General features: G+C 44.0%; 23 protein-coding genes. 13 read left to right on the top strand and 10 right to left on the bottom strand.

Annotated features, from left to right (window positions below):
- Positions 1–248: hypothetical protein (locus tag DS742_RS29465; RefSeq protein WP_242996470.1), on the bottom strand; the 248-nt coding region annotated here is incomplete at its 3' end.
- 670 nt (positions 249–918) lie between these two features.
- Here DS742_RS29465 and DS742_RS13265 point away from each other — a divergent pair.
- From DS742_RS13265 to DS742_RS13250, 4 genes are all read left to right on the top strand, one after another.
- Positions 919–3,462, top strand: coding sequence for a PAS domain S-box protein (locus DS742_RS13265; RefSeq protein ID WP_117417467.1), 2,544 nt, complete (start codon positions 919–921; stop codon positions 3,460–3,462).
- Between the two features lie 157 nt (positions 3,463–3,619).
- The gene (locus DS742_RS13260; RefSeq protein ID WP_117417466.1) at positions 3,620–4,093 is read left to right on the top strand and encodes a glutathione peroxidase; all 474 of its coding nucleotides are present in this window, start codon (positions 3,620–3,622) and stop codon (positions 4,091–4,093) included.
- 50 nt (positions 4,094–4,143) lie between these two features.
- Complete coding sequence (locus tag DS742_RS13255) at positions 4,144–4,893, top strand: MBL fold metallo-hydrolase (RefSeq protein WP_117417465.1); 750 nt, start codon at positions 4,144–4,146, stop codon at positions 4,891–4,893.
- Between the two features lie 68 nt (positions 4,894–4,961).
- The gene (locus tag DS742_RS13250; RefSeq protein WP_117417464.1) at positions 4,962–6,326 is read left to right on the top strand and encodes an FAD-binding oxidoreductase; all 1,365 of its coding nucleotides are present in this window, start codon (positions 4,962–4,964) and stop codon (positions 6,324–6,326) included.
- Positions 6,327–6,377: 51 nt separating this feature from the next.
- On the opposite strand, the gene DS742_RS13245 is transcribed toward DS742_RS13250, so the two are convergent.
- On the bottom strand, positions 6,378–6,818 hold the full coding sequence (locus tag DS742_RS13245) for a MarR family winged helix-turn-helix transcriptional regulator (protein WP_117417463.1): 441 nt from the start codon (positions 6,816–6,818) through the stop codon (positions 6,378–6,380).
- Between the two features lie 34 nt (positions 6,819–6,852).
- Positions 6,853–7,398 carry a glutathione peroxidase gene (locus DS742_RS13240; RefSeq protein WP_117417462.1) on the bottom strand — a complete coding sequence of 182 codons (546 nt, stop codon included), beginning with the start codon at positions 7,396–7,398 and terminating at the stop codon, positions 6,853–6,855.
- A gap of 192 nt (positions 7,399–7,590) precedes the next feature.
- On the opposite strand from DS742_RS13240, the gene DS742_RS13235 reads away from it, so the two are divergent.
- The 7 genes from DS742_RS13235 (at position 7,591) to DS742_RS13205 (ending at position 13,426) form a co-directional block, all read left to right on the top strand.
- A complete protein-coding gene (locus DS742_RS13235; RefSeq protein WP_117417461.1) occupies positions 7,591–8,040 on the top strand; it encodes a MarR family winged helix-turn-helix transcriptional regulator in 450 nt (149 codons plus the stop codon).
- A 12-nt stretch (positions 8,041–8,052) separates the two neighbouring features.
- Positions 8,053–8,559: a nitroreductase family protein gene (locus tag DS742_RS13230; protein WP_117417460.1), complete on the top strand. Its 507-nt coding sequence runs from the start codon at positions 8,053–8,055 to the stop codon at positions 8,557–8,559.
- A gap of 15 nt (positions 8,560–8,574) precedes the next feature.
- Positions 8,575–8,865, top strand: coding sequence for a putative quinol monooxygenase (locus DS742_RS13225; RefSeq protein WP_117417459.1), 291 nt, complete (start codon positions 8,575–8,577; stop codon positions 8,863–8,865).
- A 17-nt stretch (positions 8,866–8,882) separates the two neighbouring features.
- Positions 8,883–9,725: a nitroreductase family protein gene (locus tag DS742_RS13220; RefSeq protein WP_117417458.1), complete on the top strand. Its 843-nt coding sequence runs from the start codon at positions 8,883–8,885 to the stop codon at positions 9,723–9,725.
- 13 nt (positions 9,726–9,738) lie between these two features.
- The gene (locus tag DS742_RS13215) at positions 9,739–10,275 is read left to right on the top strand and encodes a flavodoxin family protein (RefSeq protein WP_242996469.1); all 537 of its coding nucleotides are present in this window, start codon (positions 9,739–9,741) and stop codon (positions 10,273–10,275) included.
- Between the two features lie 134 nt (positions 10,276–10,409).
- Positions 10,410–12,866, top strand: coding sequence for a DsrE/DsrF/DrsH-like family protein (locus DS742_RS13210; RefSeq protein ID WP_117417456.1), 2,457 nt, complete (start codon positions 10,410–10,412; stop codon positions 12,864–12,866).
- 137 nt (positions 12,867–13,003) lie between these two features.
- On the top strand, positions 13,004–13,426 hold the full coding sequence (locus DS742_RS13205) for a DUF134 domain-containing protein (RefSeq protein WP_117417455.1): 423 nt from the start codon (positions 13,004–13,006) through the stop codon (positions 13,424–13,426).
- Between the two features lie 55 nt (positions 13,427–13,481).
- Here DS742_RS13205 and DS742_RS13200 read toward each other — a convergent pair whose 3' ends face one another.
- The 3 genes from DS742_RS13200 to DS742_RS13190 form a co-directional block, all read right to left on the bottom strand.
- Positions 13,482–15,332, bottom strand: a complete 1,851-nt coding sequence (locus DS742_RS13200; protein WP_117417454.1) for a sensor domain-containing diguanylate cyclase — start codon at positions 15,330–15,332, stop codon at positions 13,482–13,484.
- Positions 15,333–15,452: 120 nt separating this feature from the next.
- The gene (locus DS742_RS13195; protein WP_117417453.1) at positions 15,453–16,100 is read right to left on the bottom strand and encodes a cytidylate kinase-like family protein; all 648 of its coding nucleotides are present in this window, start codon (positions 16,098–16,100) and stop codon (positions 15,453–15,455) included.
- Between the two features lie 83 nt (positions 16,101–16,183).
- Positions 16,184–17,479, bottom strand: coding sequence for a galactokinase (locus tag DS742_RS13190; protein WP_117417452.1), 1,296 nt, complete (start codon positions 17,477–17,479; stop codon positions 16,184–16,186).
- A gap of 168 nt (positions 17,480–17,647) precedes the next feature.
- Here DS742_RS13190 and mnmL point away from each other — a divergent pair, with 168 nt between their 5' ends.
- Complete coding sequence (gene mnmL / locus DS742_RS13185) at positions 17,648–18,592, top strand: tRNA modification radical SAM protein MnmL/YtqA (RefSeq protein ID WP_117417451.1); 945 nt, start codon at positions 17,648–17,650, stop codon at positions 18,590–18,592.
- Position 18,593: 1 nt separating this feature from the next.
- On the opposite strand, the gene DS742_RS13180 is transcribed toward mnmL, so the two are convergent.
- From DS742_RS13180 to DS742_RS13165, 4 genes are all read right to left on the bottom strand, one after another.
- Entirely contained in the window at positions 18,594–19,799 is a 1,206-nt protein-coding gene (locus DS742_RS13180) for a CapA family protein (RefSeq protein WP_117417450.1), read from the bottom strand.
- Between the two features lie 333 nt (positions 19,800–20,132).
- On the bottom strand, positions 20,133–20,975 hold the full coding sequence (locus tag DS742_RS13175) for a DegV family protein (RefSeq protein ID WP_117417449.1): 843 nt from the start codon (positions 20,973–20,975) through the stop codon (positions 20,133–20,135).
- A gap of 191 nt (positions 20,976–21,166) precedes the next feature.
- Positions 21,167–23,170 carry a molecular chaperone HtpG gene (gene htpG, locus DS742_RS13170; protein WP_117417448.1) on the bottom strand — a complete coding sequence of 668 codons (2,004 nt, stop codon included), beginning with the start codon at positions 23,168–23,170 and terminating at the stop codon, positions 21,167–21,169.
- A gap of 149 nt (positions 23,171–23,319) precedes the next feature.
- A complete protein-coding gene (locus tag DS742_RS13165; RefSeq protein WP_117417447.1) occupies positions 23,320–23,817 on the bottom strand; it encodes a DUF5721 family protein in 498 nt (165 codons plus the stop codon).
- Positions 23,818–24,007: 190 nt separating this feature from the next.
- Between DS742_RS13165 and DS742_RS13160 the strand changes: the two genes are divergently transcribed.
- A complete protein-coding gene (locus DS742_RS13160; RefSeq protein ID WP_117417446.1) occupies positions 24,008–25,294 on the top strand; it encodes a M18 family aminopeptidase in 1,287 nt (428 codons plus the stop codon).
- Positions 25,295–25,308 lie beyond the last annotated feature (14 nt).

The raw sequence follows: 25,308 nt of genomic DNA, 5'->3' as shown, positions 1-25,308 counted from the left end.
ACGTTGCGTGGTGTTGGTGTAGGTGGGTTGTCGGAGTCTGCTGCTTCGTTGGAGGTATCGGCTGGTTCGGTTGCATCGGTGGCTGCTGCGGCTGGGTCGGCTGCATCCCTGTCTGACCCGTGGTGGTTTGTCTGCATCTTCGGCTGCGCCGGCTGAGTCGGCTGCATCTGCGGCTGCGCCGGTTGCATTGGTTGCATCTGCGGCTGCGCCGGCTGGGTCGGCTGCATCTGCGGCTGCGCCGGTTGCATTGGTTGCATCCGCGGCTGCGCCGGTTGGGCTGGCTGGGTCGGTTGCGCCGGGCTGCGCTGGCTGGGTCGGCTGCATCCGTGGCTGCGCCGGCTGGGTCGGTTGCATCCGTGGCTGCGCTGGCTGGGTCGGTTGCGCCGGTTGCGCCGGCTGCGCCGGCTGGGTTGGCTGCATCCGTGGCTGCGCCGGCTGGGTCGGTTGCGCCGGCTGGGCAGCTCTGTTTCCTGATGGAATACAGATCATCTGTCCAACCTGGAGATTGCCTGGATTGATACCAGGATTTGCTGCCATAATCGCTTCAACCGTGGTATAGTGGCGTCTGGATATCAGCCAAAGGGTATCTCCGGATTGAATCGTATAGGAAAACAATCCTTCAGGGCAAGAAGTCATAATAATACTGCCTTTCAATTAAACAATTTGTCTTATTTTATGATGAAAATATTAGAAAAGTACCTGTCAACCTGATATAATTTAATTTTTTTTATATTTATCATCCTTAATCCCACTCTGCCTTTCTCTTATTCACATAACCTCTGTCCGGCAATTTAATATTGTACATGCACATTGATTCATTTCCTTTCCGTTGCATTTGCAATAAACATCTGATATTATTTTATTACAAATATTTACCATTTAAGACAATATTTTCAATAAGGCAAAGGGGGTCCCATTATGACAAAAGAACCTTTCGATCAGGCTTTTATGCAGCTGCCGTTGGGCTATGCCCGCCACACCATCCTGTTTAAAGATGATTCCCATACAAAGGATTATATTCTTACAGAGGCGAATGATACATTTTTACGCTATCTGAATTTAAAAGAAGAAGATGCCCTGCAGCAGAGTATATCCCTGATTCTTCATTCTGCATCTGACCAACCTGCCTGGTTTAATTTTTATAAAAATCCGGATCAATGGAATCAGGAACAGAATTCAATCATGAAAGCCGATAATCATTATTACAAGGTGACTTTAAGCTATCCTGATCCCAACACAATGATTACAATTTTTGACGACATTACAGAGCTGGTAGGTGAGCTTCATAACGTAAAGGAAACAAATGAAAAACTGATGCGGGATATTGATATCTTTTTTAACAGCACGCAGGACGCACTATTTCTGGCTGCCTACAAAGACGGAGAATTCCGTTATATAAAAAATAATTCATTACACCAGCAGATGACCGGTATTACAACACCAATGTTTGGTAAGACCCCTGTTGAAGTTCTGGGAGAGAAGGTAGGCACTGCTTTAAAAGAGAGTTATGAGCGGTGCATTGCGTCCGGAAAAGGTCTGACATATGAAGAAACCGTAGATTTTCCTGAAGGCACCAGAGACTGGCTTGTACGCCTTACTCCGGTAAAGGAAGATGATAAGATCTCCTATATCATTGGCTCCCGCCTGGATATCACCGAACTGAAACGGCTGAAAGAGGAAAAAGAACAGCTGCTTAAGAATTTTAACTCCATGTTTACGGAGCATTCTGCCATCATGCTGATCATTGACGCTGCTTCCGGAAAAATCCTGGATGCCAACCCTCAGGCCTGTTCATTTTACGGCTATACCAAAGAAGAGATGCTTCGTATGTGTATTGATGAGATCAATACTCTGTCCAATGACTCCACCAGACAGCTGCGCATTCAGGCATTTAACCGGGAACGGCAGTATTTTCTGTTTCCACACCGTTTAAAGAGCGGTGAAATAAAAATGGTAGATGTATACTCCAGCCCTGTCACTTATGGAGACAATACCAGACTTTATTCCATTATTTTTGATGTATCAGACAGGGAGCAGTACAGAGATGATCTTTACCGGGAAAAAGAGATGCTCAGCGTTACTTTAAATTCCATCGGGGATGGAGTTGTAACAACCGATCTGGATGGAAAAATAACCTATTTAAACCAGGCAGCTGAAGAAATTACCGGCTGGAGTACAAAGGAAGCCTATTCTAAATCATTTATGGAAATCTTTGATCTTCGTAATGAAACTACCGGAAACATTGTACCAAATCCCATCAGTGCAGTGCTGGAAACAGGAATGATTGTTGGTCTTGCTAATCATACCGTGCTTTTAAATAAAAATGGGAACTTCATTCCCATTGCGGACAGTGCCGCTCCCATACGGGATGAAAGCGGGCATGTATACGGAGTCGTCATGGTATTTCGGGATGTCAGCCAGGAGAAACGCCAGCAGGAACGCATTCTTTATTTAAGCTATCATGATCCCCTGACCCAGATATTCAACCGAAGATATATGGAAGAAGAATTAAACCGAATGGATCAGACCAGCCAGCTTCCCATTGCAATTATTATGGGAGATGTGAACGGTTTGAAAGTCATTAATGATGTATTTGGGCATAAAACCGGAGACCTCTTATTAACAGAGGTTGCCAAAACACTTCAGTACAGCCTCCATAATACAGGCATTGCTGCCAGGTGGGGCGGGGACGAATTTCTGATTCTGCTGCCTCATACCGATCACCGGAAGGCCCAGGACATTATAAGCAGACTGGAAGAAGCCTTCCGCAAAAGTGACCGGCTCCCGCTGGAGGTCAGTGTCGCAATGGGCTTTGATGTAAAAGAAGACATGACCCAGTCACTCAGTCAGTCTCTTCAAAAAGCGGAGGAGAAAATGTATCATAAAAAACTGCTGGAGGGAAAAAGCTACCGCAACAGCATTATTACAACACTCCTGGCCACTCTTTATGAAAAAAGTATGGAAACAGAAGAACATGCAGTACGGCTGGAAACCTACTGCATGGCAATTGCTGACAAGCTGAATCTGTCAACTGAGGATAAAAATGAGCTGTCTCTATTAGCTATTCTTCATGATATCGGTAAGGTAGGCGTCAATATAGAAACTTTAAATAAACCAGGGCCTTTAAATAACGAAGAATGGAAAGAAATGATGCGCCATCCGGAAATCGGCTACCGGATTGCCCAGAACACACCTGAGCTTTCCACTGTATCCGAATACATTCTCTCCCATCATGAACGATGGGATGGCACTGGGTACCCCAGAGGCATAAAAGGGACTGACATCCCGCTTCTATGCCGGATTCTTGCAGTAGCCGATGCTTACGATGCCATGACCAATAACCGCTCCTATCGGAAAGCGATGGATTCCAGGACCGCGATGGATGAAATTGGCCGCTGCTCCGGAACCCAGTTCGACCCGTTTATTGTTAATATTTTTTTAAATCTCAATCATATTTTTTAACAAAATAGAAGAAAAGACGCATATGACCGCAAAGGAATGCCCCAATGGTCAGAAATGCGTCTTTTCTTTTTATTATAAAAAACTATTGACTTTTCAAATTTAATTGTGTACAATTTAATTTATTAAAATAAATAAATCGAATTGCGAGGTAGCAGATATGAATTTATACGATATCACAGTTAAAGACAGAAAAGGAACTCCTGTTACTCTGTCCCAGTACAAAGGAAAAACATTGCTGATTGTAAACACTGCGACAGGCTGTGGGTTTACTCCCCAATATAAAGGCTTGGAAGCCCTTTATCGAAATTATAAGGATAAGGGATTTGAAATTCTTGATTTCCCGTGCAATCAGTTCGGTCATCAGGCCCCTGGAACAGAGGAAGAAATTCATCAGTTTTGTACCATGAACTACGAAGTTTCTTTTCCCCAGTTTGCAAAGATTGAAGTAAATGGTCCCGGAGAATCCCCTTTATATTCCTATTTGAAATCTCAGCAGCCCGGAATTCTCGGTTCCAAAATTAAATGGAATTTCACAAAATTCCTGGTTGATAAAAACGGGAACGTAACAAACCGTTATGCACCTACCGATAAGCCGGAAAAACTGGAAAAAGATATTCTCGCACTTTTATAATATATGCGGATTAAATAAAAAGCCCAAAGAGCAGGAAAGGAAGTATTCACATGAAAATTAAAGCTGTTAAATTATATGAGGGAGGTTTTATGACACAACCCTTCGCAATGGGAGGCGGAGTCAGTGAACCGGTTTTTGATGAAAGTAAAACCTATGAATCCAGCCTTCAGAATTATCTCATTGATACAGGAAGTGAGGTCATCCTGATTGATACCGGAGTTCCCAGGGAGGTCCCTGACACCCCTGCTAAGGAAGGCCAGAAAATCTACCAGGGAAAACGGATTCATGACTATGTAACTGCTCTTTCCATGCTGGGCTACCAGCCGGAAGATGTTACCCGGATTCTTCTGACCCACAAGCATCCGGACCATTCCGGTGAACTCAGAAGCTTCCCCAACGCAAAAATCTATCTATCCCAGGCTGAGGCTGAGGCCTTAAAGTTAAGCGGCGATCATATTGTTCCTGTATCATTTAAGGATGGCCCCTATCATAACTTCGATGCCAGCGAAAAGATCACAGACGGAGTCTATTTCCTGCCTGCACCAGGACATACAAAGGGCAACAGCATTGTTGTGGCGGAAACTGACGGACTGTTTTATCTCATACATGGTGATATCACTTATACAGATGCTGCCTTAAAGGAAAACCGCCTGTCTGTAGTCTTTGAAGATCTTGAAGCTGCCAGAGATACGCTATTAAAGGTTCGTACGTTTATAAACGAAAATCCTACTGTCTATCTCTCCACCCATACACCCGAAGGCATATCCAGTTTAGAAGAAAAAAAGATCATGAAGCTCTAGAATTTTCCCCGCCGGCACCAAATGCCTCTTTCCTTAATACCATGGTAGTAGGAAAGGAGGCAGACAGTATGAGCACCTGTAGTTTTGACGGTCTGACCGGCCGTGTAGTAACTCCAGATGATCCTTTCTATCAAGAGGCCAGACAAGTCTATAACCGGGCTGTCAACCGGTTTCCTCTGGCCATTGTTTACTGCCGGAACAGTTCCGACGTCAGCAATGCCGTATTATGGGCCAGAAATCGGGGTATCTGTCTTCGCATACGAAGCGGGGGCCACAATTATGAAGGATATTCTACAGGCAACGATGTACTTGATATTGATCTTAGTGAAATGAATCACCTCTCCATTGACGAGGAAAACCGCTCTCTCACTGCAGAGGGCGGTGTAAACAACAGACAGCTTTACGAATTTGTATCTTTAAGAGGATATCCGTTTCCAGGCGGTACCTGCCCCTCTGTAGGAGTGAGCGGTTATGTCATGGGCGGGGGCTGGGGACTTTCCTGCCGCTATCTTGGACTGGGGTGTGACAACCTCTTAAGTCTTTCCATGGTTAATTATGAAGGCAGTCTGATCACTGCAAGTTCACAAGAGAATCCTGACTTATTCTGGGCATGCCGGGGCGGAGGCGGGGGCAATTTCGGAGTCATTGTCTCTATGACCTTCCGGCTTCCCGAAAAAACAGATAAAATTACTCTGGTTGAAATCATGTATCCAAAGGCTGACCAGGAAAAGCAGGCTTATTTTCTTCTTTCCTGGCAGGATTGGCTGGAACACGCCAATCCTGGAATTACACTGGTTGGCAGAATTTTTAACTCACAGGAAGATGGACTTTCCATTATTTCCAGAGGCTTTTTTTATGGCCCGCCGGAAGCTGCCCTTGGAAGCATTGCACCGCTTCTGGAGCTTGGCGGGGTCAAATACCGTCTAAAATACGTGACATTTCTGGAAGCAGTTACGATAATCGGAAGCTTTTATCCTCCCTTTGAATCCTTTTTATCCGCAAGCGGCTTTGTAAACAGAGAGCTTTCTGAATGTGAATGCCTGAATCTGGCAGGGCTCATTAATAAACGTCCGGCCGGATCTGTTTACACAGGGCTCTCTATTTACGCACTGGGCGGCAGGGTTTCAGAGGTTCCTAAAGATACCACTGCTTTTTATTATAGAGATGCCAGATCTATTGTCTGGCTCAATACAGTATTGGAACACAGCAAAAGGGAAAATGCCCTGTGGCTGGCACACCAGTCCAGTTATCTGGCTTCTGTGACAAAAGGCTCTTATGTGAATTTCCCATACCAGGGTCTCTCGTGCTATCTGGAAAAATATTATGGCAGCCATGTCTGCCGGCTTAAAAAGGTCAGGAAAGAATATGATCCCCAGGGTATTTTCACCTATCCTCAGGCAATCGGCGGATCCTGCTGCTGTTCGAATTTATAACACATCATAAAAAAACTCAGGAACGGCTCACCGCCTTCCTGAGTTTTTAATTTATTCCAGATCCTTGCCTGTATTGCCAAGAATTTTGTATAGTAGATGATAAAGCTGCCGGCCCTCCTCCTGGTTAATGGGAACACACTGTGTAATCTTCTCCGGTATGGATACCGCCTGCTCTTTGAGCAGTTCACCTTTCTCAGTCAGCTCCACAATGACGCTCCGTTCATCTTCCTTGTCCCTGTTCCGGGTTAGAAGACCGCCGGCTTCCATCTTCTTCAGCAGGGGAGTCAGCGTACCGCTGTCCAGATAAAGGATCTCACCCAATTGCTTTACAGTGACTTTCTTCCTGTCCCACAATACCATCATGGCAATATACTGTGTGTAGGTTAAACCTATCTCATCGAGAAAGGGCTTATACAGCCTGACAATCTCCCTGGCACAGGCATAAAGCGGAAAGCAAAGCTGGTTCTCTATTTTCAATCTGTCATAATTCATCACGTTTCTCCGTTCTCCTGCTGTTCTGCATTTTTTACAGTAATTCTTTTATACTCTCTTTCACCAGCTTCATATCAGTGGTTGGCTCGAATCTTCTCACAACTTTTCCTTCTCTGTCTACAAGAAACTTTGTAAAATTCCACTTGATATCCGGTTCATTCTTATAATTGGGGTTTGCCTCCTGGAACTTCTCTTCCAGTACACTGGTCAGCTTGTGCTCCGGATCAAAGCCTTCAAAACCTTTTTCCTTAACCAGATACTGATAAAGCGGGATGGCATTCTCACCATTTACTTCAATCTTTGAAAACTGGGGGAATGTTACGCCAAAACGTCCGGTACAGAACGTATGAATCTCTTCATCATCTCCAGGTGCCTGATTTCCAAACTGATTGCATGGGAAATCAAGTATCTCCAAACCTTTCTCCTTATATTCTGAATAGATTGCCTGAAGATCGGTATAATGAGGGGTAAAACCGCAGGCTGTTGCAGTATTCACGATCAGAAGTACCTTTCCTTTGTAATCAGATAAATTTTTATCTTCACCGGACATAGTTTTTACAGTAAAATCATAAACAGACATTGTAAGACCTCCTTTATCTATTATAAAAGTTAATTTTTTTAGTTAATCCCATTATAAAATAGTTGTGAATTCCTGTCAATAGTTTTACTACATTTAATTGAGATAAATTAATTTGTTCTATTTGTATTTTTTAGTTGACAGCAGAAATACAGGGTGATAATATTTGTATGTACAAACAAGAGAGGTGATGTTTTGAGCAAAAATGATGCAACACAGAAACAGGCCTGTTCCCTTAACGGCTGCCTGTTTTTTACTACAGTAAAGCTTTCCAGGGTTTTTGGCAAAATTGCAGAGGAAGCCTTTTCTAAAACAGGACTCTCTCCCAGCCACGCTCTTTTGCTCTATCTGGTTAACCAAAAGGAAGAGATCCTGCAAAAGGAACTGGGAGAAACATTGCATTTAACCCCCTCCACCATTACCCGGCTGATTGAAAAGCTGGAACGTAAAACGCTTGTTTCCAAACGATGCGAGGGGAAGTCCGTAATTTTAAGTACCACGCCGCAAGGTATAGCACTTCAGAAAAGCATTATGGAATCCTGGATTTCACTTCATGAACAATACCAGGGAATACTGACAGAAGAAGAGACAGCCCAATTTTTAAATCTCAGCAAAAAACTGCTGGGTAAACTCGAAAACAATTAAGGAGGATTTTTTATGCAGGAGATTTTTAACAGACGCAGTATCCGCAAATTTACCAGTGATGCCGTAGAGCCGGAGAAAATTGACAGACTTCTCCGTGCCGCCATGCAGGCACCATCAGCAGCCAATCAACAGCCATGGGAATTTATTGTAATACAGGACAAAGAGAATTTAAAGAAACTCTCAGAAGTATCCCCCTATGCAAAACCGGTAGCAGGATCGGCTGTAACCATAGCCCTTCTGGGAAATGAAAAGGAATTTAAGGTTCCAAAGGGATGGGAAGAAGATATGGGTGCTGCTTCCCAGAATATTCTGTTAGAAGCTGTTTACTTAGGCCTTGGAGCAGTCTGGCTTGGCGTAGCCACTTCTGATGAAGTAACAGATCATGTACGCAGTTTCTTTAACCTTCCGGACCATATCAAACCCTATGGTCTGATAGCCGTAGGTTATCCGGATGGACAGAAAAATGAATTTACAGACCGGTATAAAGAAGAACGCGTTCATTATGAGAAATGGGCATAAGTGAAGGAGAATCCAATGATTAAAGTTGTTGCAAAAAATTATATCAAAGATGAAAAAATCACTGCATTTGTGGAAGCCGCCACAGAACTTGTAAAACAGACCAGAGAAAAAGATACTGGCTGTATCCGCTACGAACTTGTTCAGGATATGAAAGATCCCCATATTTTAACCATGCTTGAAGAGTGGGAGGACCAGGCCAGCCTGGCAGACCACGGGGCTTCTCCTCATTTTAAAAAGGCCATGGAAGCCATGAAAGAAATGATAGAAAAGCCCGGAGACAGCAATTTTTATAAAACTCTTATATAAAGAAAGGAATAAGCTCTATGAAACCTGTTTTTCCCGTGGAAAAAACCATCCGGGAGCGCACCAGTGTCAGATCTTATGAACCCCGTGCACTCTCTACAAAGGAAAAAGATCTGTTCCATGATTTTATTAAGACTTTAAACAATCCATTTTCTGTAAACGTAAACTTCCGCCTTTTGGAAAGCAGTGACGCATGGAAAGGAGAAAAACTAGGAACCTACGGAGTTATTAAAGGTGCCAGGGATTTCATTGGCGCTTCCGCACCTGATACGGATCTTGCTCTGGAAGCACTGGGTTATTCCCTGGAGCATTTAGTTCTTTATGCTGTAGCACTGGGATATGGTACGTGCTGGCTGGGCGGCACCTTTGACCGCAGCGCCTTCTCTCATGCGATGGATTTAAAAAAGGGAGATTTATTTCCGGTTATCACCCCCCTTGGATATCCGGCTGATAAAAAAAGGCCAATGGAATCGGTGATGAGATGGGCGGCCAAATCTGACCAGAGAAAGGAATGGAAAGAGCTTTTTTTCAGTGAAAACTTTTCTTCTCCTCTGTCAAAATCCGATGCGGGGGATTTTGCATATGCCCTGGAGATGACAAGACTGGCGCCCTCCGCTGTGAATAAACAGCCCTGGAGAGTGGTAAAATGCCAGAATGCCTTTCATTTTTATAAAGCAAAAACATTGAAGGAAGGGAAGAACTCTGTCGATCTTCAGAGAGTTGATGTAGGTATCGCTGCCTGCCATTTTGGTCTGGCTGCTGCAGAGAAGAATCTGCCTGGCGGGTTTAAGAAGCTGCCTGTTCCCAATATTAATACTTCTTCGGAATTGATATACTTATTTTCATGGGTCCTTAATTCATAATAAAATCGGGAGGATGGTTGGTTTGAACATATTAGTTATCACAGGAAGTCCAAGAAAAAACGGTAATACAGAGATCATGGCATCTGCTTTTGCAAACGCAGCAAAAGAGGCCGGCCATGTGGTGACAGTTAAAAAGTTGAGCACCTTAAAGGTAGAACCCTGTCTGGCATGCACCTACTGCTTCTCTCATGACGGAGTATGCATTCAAAATGACGACATGAACAGCATCTTGACGGATCTGGACCAGGCAGACATGTTAGTGCTGGCATCCCCTGTATACTGGTTCGACGTATCTGCACAGACAAAGTGCTTCATAGACCGGATGTATGCGTCTGCAAAAAAAGGATTTCATATCAAATCCATAGCCATGCTTTTAAATTCCGTTTCTGACGGTGTATACGATGCAGCCAAAGCTCAGCTGAATTCCATCTGCTCTTATTTAAAATGGGAAAACAAAGGAGTAATTACTGTATCCGGAATGAACGAAAAAGGAAGCATGCTCAAATCCGAAGGATTGGATAAAGTCCGTAGTTTCGCTAACAGCCTGTAAACCGCAGCCCGATTAACAAAAATCATTTTATGTGACTCTGTCACAGACATTTTTCTTCTAAAGTCCTATACTGAGAGTGTCAAAAACATAACAAACTTATTATATTTAATATTTTATATATCAGGAGGGGTACCATGAAGAAAATTGTTATAATCGGCGGAGTCGCAGGCGGAGCCAGCTGTGCGGCCAGACTCAGAAGACTGGATGAAGAGGCTCAGATTATCATACTGGAACGGGGCGAATATATTTCCTATGCAAACTGTGGTCTTCCCTATCACGTGGGCGATGTGATCAAATCCAGAGATGCCCTGCTTTTACAGACACCGGAAGCCATGAGAAAGAAATACGGGATCGATGTCAGGGTTAAAAATGAAGTCTCATCCATAGACAGGAAAAACAAAAAAATTACGGTGCGCAGACTGGAATCAGGGGAAACCTACGAAGAATCCTACGATACTCTTGTAATTTCCACAGGCTCCTCTCCCGTCCGCCCACCGATTAAAGGAATTGAATCTTCCCGTATTCAGACTCTGTGGACGGTTCCTGATACCGACCGCATCCGCGGCCTTATTAAAGAAAAGGGAATCAAAACCGCTGCTGTTATCGGAGGAGGCTTTATCGGGCTTGAAATGGCTGAAAACCTTCGTCATGCCGGTCTATCGGTGTCCCTCATTGAAATGCAGGATCAGGTGCTGGCCCCCATTGATTATGAGATGGCTCAGCTGCTGCATGAAAATATTGTCCAGAACGAAGTATCCCTTTATCTCGGTGACGGAGTCTCATCCTTTACAGATGAAGAAGATTCTGTCTCCATTACACTGAAAAGCGGTAAGATCTTAAAAGCAGAACTGGTCATCCTCTCCATCGGTGTCCGTCCAAACAGCGAACTGGCCAAATCCTGCGGGCTGGCTGTCAATGAACGGGGCGGAATCATTGTTGATGATACCTTAAAAACTTCAGATCCCGATATCTATGCTGTGGGCGATGTAATTGAAGTTACTGATTTTACCTTTGGAGATGCTGCCATGGTTCCCCTTGCAGGTCCTGCCAATAAGCAGGGACGCATTGCTGCGGATAACATTGCAGGTGCAAAAGAGACCTATAAAAAGACTCAGGGAACCTCTGTTGCCAAAGTATTTGATTTAACTGCTGCTTCAACCGGAGCCAATGAAAAAGCTCTGATAAAAAGGGGCTTAAAAAAGGGAACAGACTATGAAAGTGTAATCATCACCCAGAACTCTCACGCCGGTTATTATCCGGGGGCAGTTCCGCTGACATTGAAACTTTTATTTTCCATGGACGGAAAAACCATATACGGAGCACAGATTGTGGGCAGAGACGGCGTGGATAAGCGGATTGATACACTTGCTGTATCCATTCGCCTTGGAGCCACAATTGAAGATTTAAAGCGTCTGGAATTTGCTTATGCTCCCCCATTTTCTTCTGCCAAAGATCCGGTTAATATGGCTGGATTTACCGCAGATAACCTTTTAGGCGGAAGAGTTTCCTTTGCTTCCTGGGATGCAGTGGAACATAATACAGGCGCACAGCTTCTTGATGTCAGAGAAGATGCAGAGCTGATGGCATATTCACTGCCACAGGCCGTGCACATTCCCCTTGGACAGCTGCGTGACCGGTTAAAAGAACTGGATCCTTCCAGAGAGATCATTACCTTCTGTGCCATTGGAGTCCGTGCTTACAATGCAGCACGTATCCTGATGCAGAACGGTTTTGCTAATGTTAAAATCTATCCCGGCGGGGTAAGATTCTACCAGTCCACACACTACCAGAATGACACCACTCCAAAGATCACTGCACCGGTTTCTTTTTCAGATAACGGACAGATGGATACAAAGGATATTCCTACAGCTGCCATGCGGCTGGACTGCAGCGGTATGCAGTGCCCGGGTCCTATCATGAAGGTCTTTGAAACCATGAAAGAGATGAAGGAAGGCTCTGTTATGGAAGTATCCGCCTCTGATCCGGGTTTTGCCAGAGACATCGGAGCATGGTGCCGCCGAACAGGCCACACCCTTTTATCCAATGAACGCCGGGGTGATGATTATGTGGCGCTGGTGAAGAAAAGCACCGCTTCCCCTGCTGCTCCCCAGAAAGAAGCGGCTGACGGAAAGACACTGATTGTATTTTCCGGGGACTTAGATAAGGTCCTTGCCAGCTTTATCATTGCCAACGGTGCTGCCGCCATGGGAAGACCGGTCACCATGTTCTTCACATTCTGGGGACTGAATGCATTAAGAAAAGAGGAAAAACAACCTGTTAAAAAGACCATGATGGAGTCCATGTTCGGTGCCATGCTCCCACGGGGAAGCAAACGCCTCAAGCTGTCTAAAATGAATATGGGCGGAATGGGAACTGCCATGATGAAAAAGATCATGAATGATAAAAACGTGGATTCTCTGGAAATCCTGATAAAGAAAGCCATGAAAGCAGGTGTCCGCATAGTGGCCTGTACCATGAGTATGGATGTGATGGGAATTCATCCGGAAGAACTGATCGATGGTGTAGAGCTTGGCGGTGTAGGAGCTTATCTGGGCGACGCAGAGGAATCCAATGTAAACTTATTTATCTGATCGGGAAAGCACGGAATCGGAAGTTCAGCTTCTGATTCCGTTTTTTTACTGATATGTATTCCTTCCCCTGCAGTATGATTGACATTTGAGTCAACTACAGATATACTAACCTTATTTGAAATGAGGTGACAGATAAGATGGCCAGACCCGTAAAACAACGCCGTGTATGTGAATTGCCTGAAACAATAGAATTCGCCCCCTGCAACAAAGAGAAGTTAATGACTGTAGAGATGTCCGTGGACGAATATGAAGTGATCCGTTTGATAGACCACCTTCATCTAACCCAGAATGAATGCTCCCAACAAATGAATGTGGCAAGAACAACGGTCCAGGCAATCTATGACAGTGCCAGAAGTAAAGTCTCTGATGCTATCGTGAATGGAAAAAAACTGATCATAAAGGGCGGGAACTATACTCTGTGCCCCGAATCCCGGTTCTGCTGCGGAAAGAATTGCTCCAGACGGAGAGGTCTGCTGGGACATTGCACGGATCAGAGCAAAGCGGATATCTGCTGCGGAAAAAACAAATTTTGTAAAAAAAATACCCATTTCCCGGATTGAACAACAAAAAACCGGAGACAGCTGTTCCAAAATGACAGGTCAGCTGATTCCGGTTTTATATATGTTCCTTTCCTTCTCCTTTATAAAAGGCAAACCCCTTTTTACTGTTCTGCTTGATGTAGTACATGGCCTTATCTGCCGCACTATACAGTTCTTCATAGCTGCTCCCATCTTTTGGAGCAACGGCGATGCCGATGCTTGCAGAAACCCGGATCACCGTGTAGTATCCCTCTTCCGTATGATCCATCAGTTCAAGAATAGACTCCGCCATATCAGTAATCTGCTGTACCTCCAAGTTCTCAGGAATGAAGACCACAAACTCATCTCCGCCTACTCTTGCCACAATCCCATCCCTGCCCACCAGCTTATCAAGCGCTTCCGCTACTCTGGTTAAAACCTGGTCGCCTGCCGCATGTCCGCAGGAATCATTGATTTCCTTAAAATTATCCAGATCAATCATGAAGAAAACACCGCTGCTTAAAAGCGCCAGTTTTCCGTCGATAATCTGCTCACCCGACCGGTTATACACACCAGTTAACGGGTCCTTTCTTGCGCGGTTAAGGAGCATCTCCTCTCTTCCCAGCTGATCGGTAATGTCTTCCAGCTTGCCAACCATGCGGGATTTACGGTCAGCTTGTCCGGAAAGTATTTTATACTGGCAGCTGAACCACCGGTATTCTCCCGATTGTCCTTTTAAGCGGATTCTGCAATACCGCACCTCTTCCGGCTTACTGCCAAGCAGCGCCCACCGGAGACGGTCTCCGTTCTGCCAGTCATCGGGGTGGATTAAATACCCGCCTCTGTTCAGCCTTAAAACCCCTCTAGTCTTTAATCTCTCCAGGAATAGTTTTCTTCTGGCATTGGATGTAAATTCTATGGTGTCTGTATCATAATCGTACTCGTAAAGCAGTGTGTCTGTGAACTGGGACAGAACCGAATAACGTTCTGTCTCCAGCTGGAGTTTCTGTTTTTGTTTGTAAAATAATAAGAATATCCAGCTGCATCCAGCAAGTGTCAGCAGGATCAGCAGAAGAGCCGTTCCAAAAAACATACCGAATACATATTCCGAATGCAGCATGACATCAGGAGAACGGACAAAATTAACAAGGCTCCAGTCATTTACCCCTGTTTTCATCACCGAAATATAATAATCTTTTCCGTTCCTGGAAAAAGAGGTAGTAAAAGAATCTTCTTTTTTAATTCTTGTTTTAATAGCTTCTGTACTCTGGCTTTCAATCTCATCGCTTTTGACGGAGGAAAATAAATTGCCGTTTCTTAAATTCTGATCACCATTGGAATAAAGAATTCTGCCATCCGGTTCTATGATCAGTGTATAGATCTTTTTAAACGGCATATGCGTTCCGGCTCCTTCACCCAGCTCTTTCGTCTCAAAACCGGTAAACAAAACCCCTGCTATCCTGCCATTTACGTTCAGCGGCCCGGCCGCTAAAAATATGTATCCCGTTTGGTTTTCCAGGGGACCCTCAATATCCAGTACACCCGTCTTCCTGTTTAAAACCTGTTCATAAAGCTCTCGTCTTCCTTCTCCGGATATGGTTTCTTTCCAATTGCTGCATGAGACATAATTCAGTTGATAATCCGGATTCTCCTGCTCCATCTTCGTCAGGTAAGTATTCAGCCATTGATCTTCCGGAGACAGACCGGCTGCCTCCATCATACATTCCACGCCGGATCTTATATCCCCTGCATCATCGGCTATCTTTAAGATCTGATTTTTCTGTGCATCTGTAAAGGAAGTAAGACTTGAGTAAATCAACTGATTGAATTCCTGATTCAGCTTTTCCTGCTGACTGGATAAGAAAATAAAAGCAAGGACCAGCAAAATAAGAACACTGAACATGCCCGCGATCACAGATGTAATCCTGGAGTCTCTTCCGTAGTTCATATAAGTGATCTCCGTTCTGAAAATACGTTTTCTGAAAAAAGCCAGTGGAAATTATTCCAGCCGGCTTTTCTCACTTCTAATATTCATTATATCTCTGCGTCAACGGTTTTACAATATCTTTCAGGCTTCAATTCCTCTTAATTTTATATAATCCTTAATCAGCCTGGCTGTCTGCTCCAAATCAATCCGGCTGGTATTAATGATAAGATCATAGTTGTTCCAGTCTTCCCAGTTTTCTCCGGTATAATAGCGGTAGTATTCTTTCCGCTCTTTGTTAATTTTCTTTACACGCTTCGCTGCTTCTTTCTCATCCACCTTATCAACTTCCATGGTTCTTTGAACCAGTGTGGGTGTATCCGCATAAACAAATATTTTCACAAGTCCCGGAACATTCTCTTCATCACGGCTTAAAATATAGTCCGCACATCTTCCGGCAATGATACAGGATTCCTCTTTCGCCAGTTCTTTTATGACCTGTGACTGAAAACGGAATAAATTCTCCGGTTTTACTATGTCTGCATCGGTGGAAGGTCTTCCAAGCTGAGGCTTTAATCCGCTGACAATCCGGTATAGTAAATTATTGCCGGCTTTTTCATCTGCAAGGCGAAAAAAAACTTCTCCAACCGCACTCTGTTCCGAAGTGATCGTCAGAATCTCCTCATCATAAAAATGAATTCCCAGTTCCTCTGCAAGAGCTTTTCCCACAATACGTCCGCCGCTTCCGTACTGTCTTCCTATGGTGATGATCAGATTACTTTTTTCATTCATAATGCCTGCCTCCTTTTCCCTTACATGATATATGAAGGATTTCTTGCTTCTATTGTACTCTATTATGGCAGGATTTACAATTATTATTGTTCTGCAACTGTATTAAAACAGATGGAACCGTAAGGTCTGATACTCATCCGGTAAGCATTGCCTTCTCCCATGGTTTTTTCCATATAGGAAATGTATTCATCTGCAATCTCATTAGGCAGAACAGCCATAATCACCCCGGCAAAACCGCCTCCGTGTATTCTGCACGCCCCCTTCTTTTTCCTGGCAATAAACAGCTCCGTAAGTGCCAGAGCAACCGTAATTCCCTGTTCCTGGAAGCTTGTGTTGGTAAAACAGTTCTGCAGCCATTTCCATGAAGAGTTTCCGGAAGCAGTAATATTTGATAAGAATTCGTCAAATCTTCCCTCTTTTAATGCTGCCACTTCTGCATCCACACGCTTATTTTCCTCAAAGAAGTGAAGAGCACGGAGTACGGAACGGTCGCCTGCAAATTCCCTCACCTCATTTAAGCGGCCAATGACATCTTCTTCTGATATATCCGCACAGACTTCTTTTCCAAAAAATTCAGCAACCTTTTTCATCTCAGCCGGTACGGAAGAATAATCGGCGCTTAAATCCGCATGTCCCTTTCCTGTGTTGACAATGATCAGACTGTGGTTCTGGGATGCGAAATCAAAATCAATCTGCTCCACAACCGGCTGGGAAGGATTCTTAAAATCAATGGTAATCAGCCCCCCCACTGCACACGCCATCTGGTCAAGCAGACCGGAAGCCTTATCCCAATAGACATTCTCCGCAAATCTTCCGATATGCGCATAAGCCACTGTATCCATCCGGCTGTCATTAAAAAATGTATTCAATATAGAACAGAGAAGCATCTCAAAGGAAGCAGAAGAGCTGACTCCTGCCGCACTGATTACATTACTGGTTATATAGGCGTTAAACCCACCGATCTGATAACCTTTCTCTAAAAATCCCTTTAAAAGTCCCTTTACCAGATCTATGGTTCCGGCCTTTTTATCGCTTGGGGATAAATCAGTCAGATCAATGGTAAAGCTCTGGTTATAAGTCACACTGACAATATTTACGACGGTGCTGTTGTTTTTTGCAGCCACACCAACACAATCTAAATTAATGCTTCCTGCCAGCACTTTGCCGTGATTGTGATCTGTATGATTCCCGCTTATTTCCGTACGTCCGGGTGATGTAAATAGAAGCACGTCCTCTTCCGGAAAATGTTTTTTAAAGTCATTGATCAGGTTCTGATATCTTACAATATTCTCTCCTGCCGCTTCTTCCCCATATAAAGCAGTCATCAGTTTTCCTGCCTTTTCGGATTCCAGAAACCGGATTGTCTCATCTGTTTTCATGCTGCAAATTCTCCTTTTCCCCATTCATTGGCAAACAAACGCCATTGTCTCGAGTATAACATAAGTGCCAAAGTTTTCACAATATAATATTTTACGAAAAGCTATAAAATAATTTGACTTCCCTCTCCTCCTCTTGTAAAATGAAACAATCAAACTTTGGAGGTCCTCATGCTCTGGAATGACAAGCCTTACCACTCCCTGGATTATGAACTGAAAATGCAATACGGACAGAAAGTCTATAAGCTTGCCTTAGACGGAGGTATGACCTGCCCCAACCGTGATGGTTCACTGGGGACAAAGGGCTGTATTTTCTGCAGCAGCGGTGGCTCCGGAGAATTTGCGGAAGCCAGAAAGCTTCATGCTTCCGTAGCAGAACAGATTCAGTCTGCCAAAAAACGGGTGTCTGTAAAAATGAATACAAAAGACGGGCTCTATATCGCATATTTTCAGTCCTATACCAATACCTACGCTCCAGCAGAATATTTGCGGGAACTCTTTACACAGGCCATTTCCCAGCCTGATGTAGCGGTTCTTTCCATTGCTACCAGACCGGACTGCCTCCCACCTGATATCATTCTTTTATTAAAAGAGTTAAACCGGATCAAGCCGGTCTGGGTGGAGCTGGGACTTCAGACCATTCATGAATCCACGGCAGAATTCATCCGCAGAGGTTACCCCCTGTCCGATTTTTATCATGCTTACCAAAACTTAAAAGAAGCCGGAATTACTGTGATTGCCCACGTTATTTTAGGGCTCCCGGGAGAATCCAGGGAGATGATTTTTGAAACCATCCGCTATCTGGGGCATCTGGGAGAACACGGCATAGACGGCATCAAGCTGCAGCTGCTCCACATACTAGAGGGAACTGACCTGGCGGTTCTTTATAAAAATGGAACAATCCCCGTATATTCTCTTTTGGAATATACGGATCTGGTTATTGACTGTATTGCCCTTCTGCCTCCATCTGTCGTAATACACCGGTTAAGCGGAGATGGTCCAAAAGAACTTCTTCTTGCACCTTTATGGAGCGGCAACAAACGGCTGGTCTTAAATACTCTGGCAAAGCGATTAAAAGAAAGAGGCATCTGCCAGGGTGACAGATACCTCGTCTGAATCAATTGCCGTTATTATGAATGACACCATTGTCATCAATTGTAATCCCAAAGGATATGTCCTGGAAATACTGGTAGAAACCTTTTATATCTTCCGGTTTTGTCAGTGTTTTCGTAAATCCGGCGCCAGAGGTTCCTGGGACAAGGGAAAGGCTGGTAGTATTCCCTTCAAAATCCACCTCTGCTCTCATGAGTGCTGTTTTAGGAATACTGCTTCCGAAAATAAAATTGCCCAGGCTGTAGCAGATTGGTTTTCCCTTATAATACTCCACTCCCTGGAGTACATGGGGATGGCTTCCCACAACCAGATCTGCTCCTGCGTCAATGATCTGCTGTCCCAGCTGCCGCTGGTAGTCTTTGGGCTTTTCTTCCCGCTCCACGCCCCAGTGTACATAAACTACCAGATAGTCACATAAACTCCTGGCTTTTTGGATCTCCTCAAGAAGTATGGAAGGATCGTATCCGCTTACCATACCCGGCTTTTTGCTGTTCGCCACCCAGTCCGGATCAGGATAAACTCTTGAAGCTGCAAGAAAGCCAAAGGTCTTTCCATTCACTTCCATGGTTTCCAGCTGCTTCGCCCGGTTCATGTCCGGCCCTGCGCCGACATAGCGTATTCCTGCTCCGTCTAATGCCGTACAGGTATCCAAAAGCGCATCCGTACCATAATCCAGCGTATGATTGTTGGCAATTGTTACAATATCAACTCCAATTTCATTCATCATTGTCACCCGGTCAGGATTTAACCGGAATGTAAACTGCTTGTCCGGCGCTGCGAAACCGCGGCTGCTGAATGGGAATTCCTGGTTTGCCATAAAGATGTCTGCCTTACTGATCTCGCTGCGCATTCCCTCATCAAGTATCCCATTTATACCCCCGCTTTTATCGTATGCCGAGGTAACATGAGTAGAAAGTAATATATCTCCAGCAAAAAGCAGATGAACCACCGGCTTTTGCTCCTGGCTCGTACCGGACTCTTTCGTCTCTTCCGCCTCAGTCGGAACTTCCAGGCTGCTGCTTTCTTCCACGGTTGCTTTAGCGGCCTGTTGGTCAGAAGAAACCAGAGTATTCCTGTCAGCTTTGCTGACTGCTTCTTTTCCGCCCTGTCTCACCTTCCATTCCGTTCCCCCGATCCACCCTGCCAGCAATACAAAAAGCAATACGGGAAGGATAATCAGAAATTTCATCGTTGCATTTGTCTTCTTCATTTATTCCTCCAGATTGTTAATAATTTCCACATGTTTTTGATTGATTCATAACTTTTTCCACAATTACTGGTCTCTTTTCCCCATCTATGACCCAGCAACTCACTTATCCACCGTTTTTCTGTGGATATTACATAACATTTCCATTATATATTTTCTGGTATTAATTCCCATTTTTACATCTTACACTGGTTCCAGTGTTTTGTCAAATGAAGAGGACCCAGCAGGCTGCAGAGAAAGACAACAAAAAAAGCCTCGTCTGCAGAAAGGAACCCCTCTTCCTGTTCTCTGCAAAACCGGCTTTTCTTCCATGTATGAACTAACAGTCATCCCGACTTACAGGGTCATGATAATCCCGCCGTCATTGGCATATACCGTAGCCACACCTGCTGTATCAGTAATCATGATGTCCTTAAATGCTCCTCTTTTTAACATCTCCTGCTTTACAAACTCTGCCCTCTCCGGATTATTGCAATGAGCAATTGCCAGTACCTTGTTCCTGGTATCTCCAGCTTCCTTTATGGCAATATCAGCCATACGGGTCAGTGCTTTGTTAATTCCTCTGGCCTGGTCCAACTTGATAATCACACCGGATTCAGCTCCCATAACAGGCTTTATATTCAAGGCTGTCGCAAAAAAGGCCTGCAGTCCGGTAAGCCGTCCGTTTTTTCTTAACGTATCAAGGCTTTCCAGCACAAAATAGGTCCTCATATTCTTAATATAGGCTCTCACCTTATCTTCAATCTCTTCAAAGGGAAGAGATGCCTGGCAGAGAGACTGGATGTAAATAGCGATATTAAGCTGTCCGCATGAAGCAGAATCTGATCCAAACACTGCAATCTTCTTACTGTCTTTTCCATGTTCCTCTTCATACAGCTTCTTACCTAAAACCGCACTGTTATAGCTTCCGCTTAAATGTTCGGAAAGAGTGACAACAAAAACCTCTTCCTCCTCGCATTCAAATGCCTCTTTATATAACTCAGGAGACGGACAGGCTGTCTTAGGAGACTCACTGCTGCCTTTAACCAGCTCTAGAAACCGCTTCTGATCAAACGTCTCATCATCTATTATCTGAGTATTGCCGACCTGTAAAATTAACGGAATGATCTGAAAGTGGGGATCTTTCTTCAGATCCGGCGTCAGGTCTGTACAACTGTCCCCAATGATTTTATAGCTCATATCTATATTTTTCCTCCTGGCACGAAACTTATCATGTAGTATTCATTACTATATATTATAGAGAAACAAAGTTCGTCTGTCAATAGAATTAATATGAAAAAAATGGATGGCAAAAACAGCTGCCTTCCATTTGAAGACCTGCTGTTTTTGCCATCCATCTATTTTATGATTCCTTGTGAAACTTAACTCTATTATTCTTCAGCCATTACTAACATAAGCTCATTGCTTCTTGCAATAAAGCCTGTCATACGCTCCGGTGTCAGGGATCCGTGGCTTAAAGCGGCCAGATCGTAAAGCTGTTCACAAATCGCATTGGTATGAGCTCCATCCCTGTGGCCTAACACATACTGAACCAGCTTGTTGTTATAATTAAGAACCAGAGTTTCGCCGCCTGCTCCAAAAAGGGAGGCATCCATACCAGGCATGGTGTACATCTTCATCATCTCCTGCATACGTCTTGATTCTTCAGAAACAGTGATCATGGAAGATACGGAGTCGTTCTTTAACTTCTCAACTTTAACCTCTAAATTCTCCTTATTTAAAGCCTTGCGGAAAAGCTCAGTCAGTGCTTCCACATCAGACTTCATGGCTTCTTTATCCTCTTCCGTTACCTCTTCTTTGAAAATATCAGATAAGTCAGAGTTAATGCATAAAAACTTCACGTTTTCATTCTTCTGCTCTAAATATCCCACAAACGGGTTATCGATGTTCTCTGTTAAATATACCGCATCCAGACCTGCTTCTTTAAAGAGGTTAATGTACTGGCTCTGTTCCTTTTCATTTGTAATGTAAAATACGCGGTTTTCATGCTTTTCCTTATTCTCTTCCAGACAGTCTGCCAGTGTCAAATACTTTCCTTCCAGGTTCTTAAAGAGAAGGGAATCATTGATCTTTTCCGCAAATTTCTCATCTTTTAAGCAGCCGAATTTGATAAATGGATTGATATCTGCCCAGTATTTCTCATAATTTTCACGATCTGTCTTAAACATACCGGTCAGCTTATCCGCTACCTTCTTTGTGATGTAGTCTGAAATTTTCTTTACAAAGCCGTCATTCTGCAGTGCACTTCTTGATACATTCAGCGGAAGATCCGGGCAGTCAATCACTCCCTTTAAGAGCATTAAGAATTCCGGTATTACTTCCTTGATATTATCTGCAATAAATACCTGGTTATTGTACAGCTTAATGGTTCCATCCAGGCTGTCATAATTTAAGTTAAGCTTGGGGAAATAGAGAATTCCCTTTAAGTTAAACGGATAATCCATATTTAAATGAATCCAGAATAACGGTTCCTTGTAATCATGGAATACCTTGCGGTAAAAGCCCTTGTAATCCTCTTCGGAGCAGTCATTGGGATGCTTATTCCACAGAGGGTTAGTATCATTGACTGCAACCGGACGCTTTTTAATCTTGTATTTTTCTTTGGCAGGAGAAACCTCTACGGTTTCCTTTTCCCCGTTTTCTTTCTCCACTTCCTCTGTTTTTGCTTCCTCAACAATGGTCTCAACCACAGTATCCTTATCAGTCAGTTCTTCCTTTTCAATGGTCTCAAACTGAGGCTCTGCCGATAAATTGGACAGATAAATTGCAACAGGCATAAAGGAACAGTATTTCTCTAAAACCTCTCTGGCCCTGTATTCATTACAGAACTCAAGGCAGTCTTCATTGAGATATAGCTTAATGGTAGTACCGAATTCCTCTTTATCCCCTTCTTCCATCTCAAATTCCGTACCGCCGTCAGACTCCCAGTGAACGGGAACGGATCCCTCTTTATAGGACTTCGTATCGATCGTAACTTTATCTGCAACCATAAAAGCTGAGTAAAAACCAAGTCCGAAATGTCCGATAATCTGGTCTTCATTGGTCTTGTCCTTATACTTCTCAAGGAAATCCTTAGCTCCGGAAAAAGCGATCTGATTGATGTATTCATCCACTTCCTCCATGGTCATACCGATACCGTTATCTTTAAAGGTAATGGTCTTTTCATTGGAATCCGTAATCACTTCAATCTTAAACTCCAGATCATCCGGCTTCTGCCATTCACCCATGATATCAAGCTTTTTCAGCTTTGTGATGGCATCGCTTCCGTTGGACACCAGCTCACGGTAGAAAATGTCATGGTCTGAGTACAACCACTTTTTAATAATCGGGAAAATGTTTTCGCTGTTGATTGTTAAGCTTCCTGTTTTTGCCATATCAGAACACTCCTTACTCTCTTTTTCTATTTTTGTTCCATGACCATCATGGAATTTTTACAAATTATACCTGCAAAGAGTATTTTAATACGCAGAAATGGAAATGTCAATAGAAAATCAGCACTCAAACCGTTTGAGTGCTGATAATATTATTCTTCCAGATAAACGATCTGGTTTTGTTTTAAAAACTCCTTAAATGCCTGGTCCCATTCCTGATCTAACGTCTTATCCAGGGTAAAAACAGAAACCGAGGTTCCTGTCACACAGGTCAGGCGGTCTTCCTCGTATCTTATATTAATATACAGTCCCTTAACCTCATTGGTGGTTAAGGAAATACTTCTTTCAGAAAGGAAACGCTGCGTTTCTTCTTTTGGCATCTGCATGACAATCTTAAAGCTTCCAGGCAGCCGTTTCCCTTTTATCAGGGAAAAACAAAATGGCTTCATCATGGCCCAGGTAGACAGCTCCCCCAGGTTCAGTGCTTCCTTCTCTTCCGCTGTATAATAGCCGGACCGTATGGCTCCGTCAATGGTAAATGTATTAAAGGTGGTAACAGAAGCCTCTTTTACAAGAAACCGGTCAAAGACTTCTCCTACAAACAGCTTGGTGGTAAAAGGCTTCATCTCTTCTATATTCAGCGCAATCATGGTTTCATTCTCCCCGTCCTTATTTTCTCCGTTAACTATACAACGGATACTCTTCCAATGTCAACGCAGGATTTCTCCCCCTCAATATCTCACACTCTCCCGGTATTCCAAACCACAGTCTTCTATGCTATAATAGATTCACCGGTTTCAAACAGGAAACCAATAGGACATCAGAAAAGAGGATAATGATATGAATCATATGAAACAGCTGGAAGAACTGATTGCCGCATCCGTTTCTCCCTATCACTGCATTCTGGCGGCTGCCGGTCAGCTTACTGCCAGTGGATTTAAAGAGCTGCCTTTAGCAGAGTCCTGGGAATTAAAACAGGGCGGTTCCTATTATATAAACGCATTCGACTCCACCTTAATCGCATTTACCGTAGGCAGCGAGCTGGGAGATACCCCATGCCTTAAGCTGGCAGCCTCCCATACGGACTGGCCCTGTTTAAAAGTAAAACCTTCTCCGGAAGTAACCTCCCTGGAATATGGAAAGTTAAATGTGGAGGTTTATGGAGGACCTCTCTTAGGCACATGGTTTGACCGTCCCTTATCCATGGCAGGCAAGGTAAGCGTAACAGGCGATACGCTCATGAAGCCCAGAACAATCTTTGTTGATTTTTCCCGTCCTGTTCTTACTATTCCCAATCTGGCCATACATATGAACCGCAATGCCAATGAAGGAGTTGCCTTAAATGCCCAGGTGGACATGCTTCCACTCATAGCCCGGATCACAGATGAGTTAAACAAAGACAGCTTTTTTATCGATGCCCTAGCAAAAGAAGCAGGTGTAAAGAAAGAGGACATTCTGGATTATGAAATCTGCATTTACAATTATGAGTCAGGAACCACACTTGGTCTGCAAAACGAATTTTACTCCGCACCCAGACTGGATAATATCACTTCCGTCTGTGCATGCTTAAGCGGCATTCTTGCAGATACAAACAAGGGTGGAATCCACGCCATTGCCCTGTATGACAACGAGGAAATCGGAAGCCACACAAAACAGGGAGCTGCTTCCGCACTGACCGAACATATTCTGGAAAAGATTTACGCATCCCTTGGATATACGAGAACCGATTTTCTGAATGCTCTGCTAAGCGGATTTCTTCTCTCCATGGATGTGGCTCATGCCATTCATCCAAACCACGCAGAAAAATGTGATATAAAGAATCAGATCATGATGGGAGACGGAGTAGCCATTAAACTGGCATCAAGTCAGGCCTATGCAACCGATGCCTCCAGTACAGGCGTGATCGAAGGCATCTGCCGCGCCTCTGACATACCTTATAAGAAGTTTTCAAACCGTTCCGATGTAAAAGGCGGCTCTACTCTGGGAAGCATTTCTTCTGCCCTTCTGACCATACGCACAGTGGATGTAGGTGTTCCCATGCTTGCCATGCATTCAGCCAGAGAGCTTATGGGTGTCAAAGACCAGGAAGCACTTGTCAGACTGGCAGAAGCCTTCTTTCACGCTTAAAAAAAGGAAATCAG

Source organism: Lacrimispora amygdalina (assembly GCF_003432035.1).
Classification (GTDB): domain Bacteria; phylum Bacillota; class Clostridia; order Lachnospirales; family Lachnospiraceae; genus Lacrimispora; species Lacrimispora amygdalina.
The sequence above is the reverse complement of the archived record's forward strand: the minus strand, read 5'-3'. Positions and strand labels throughout refer to the sequence as shown.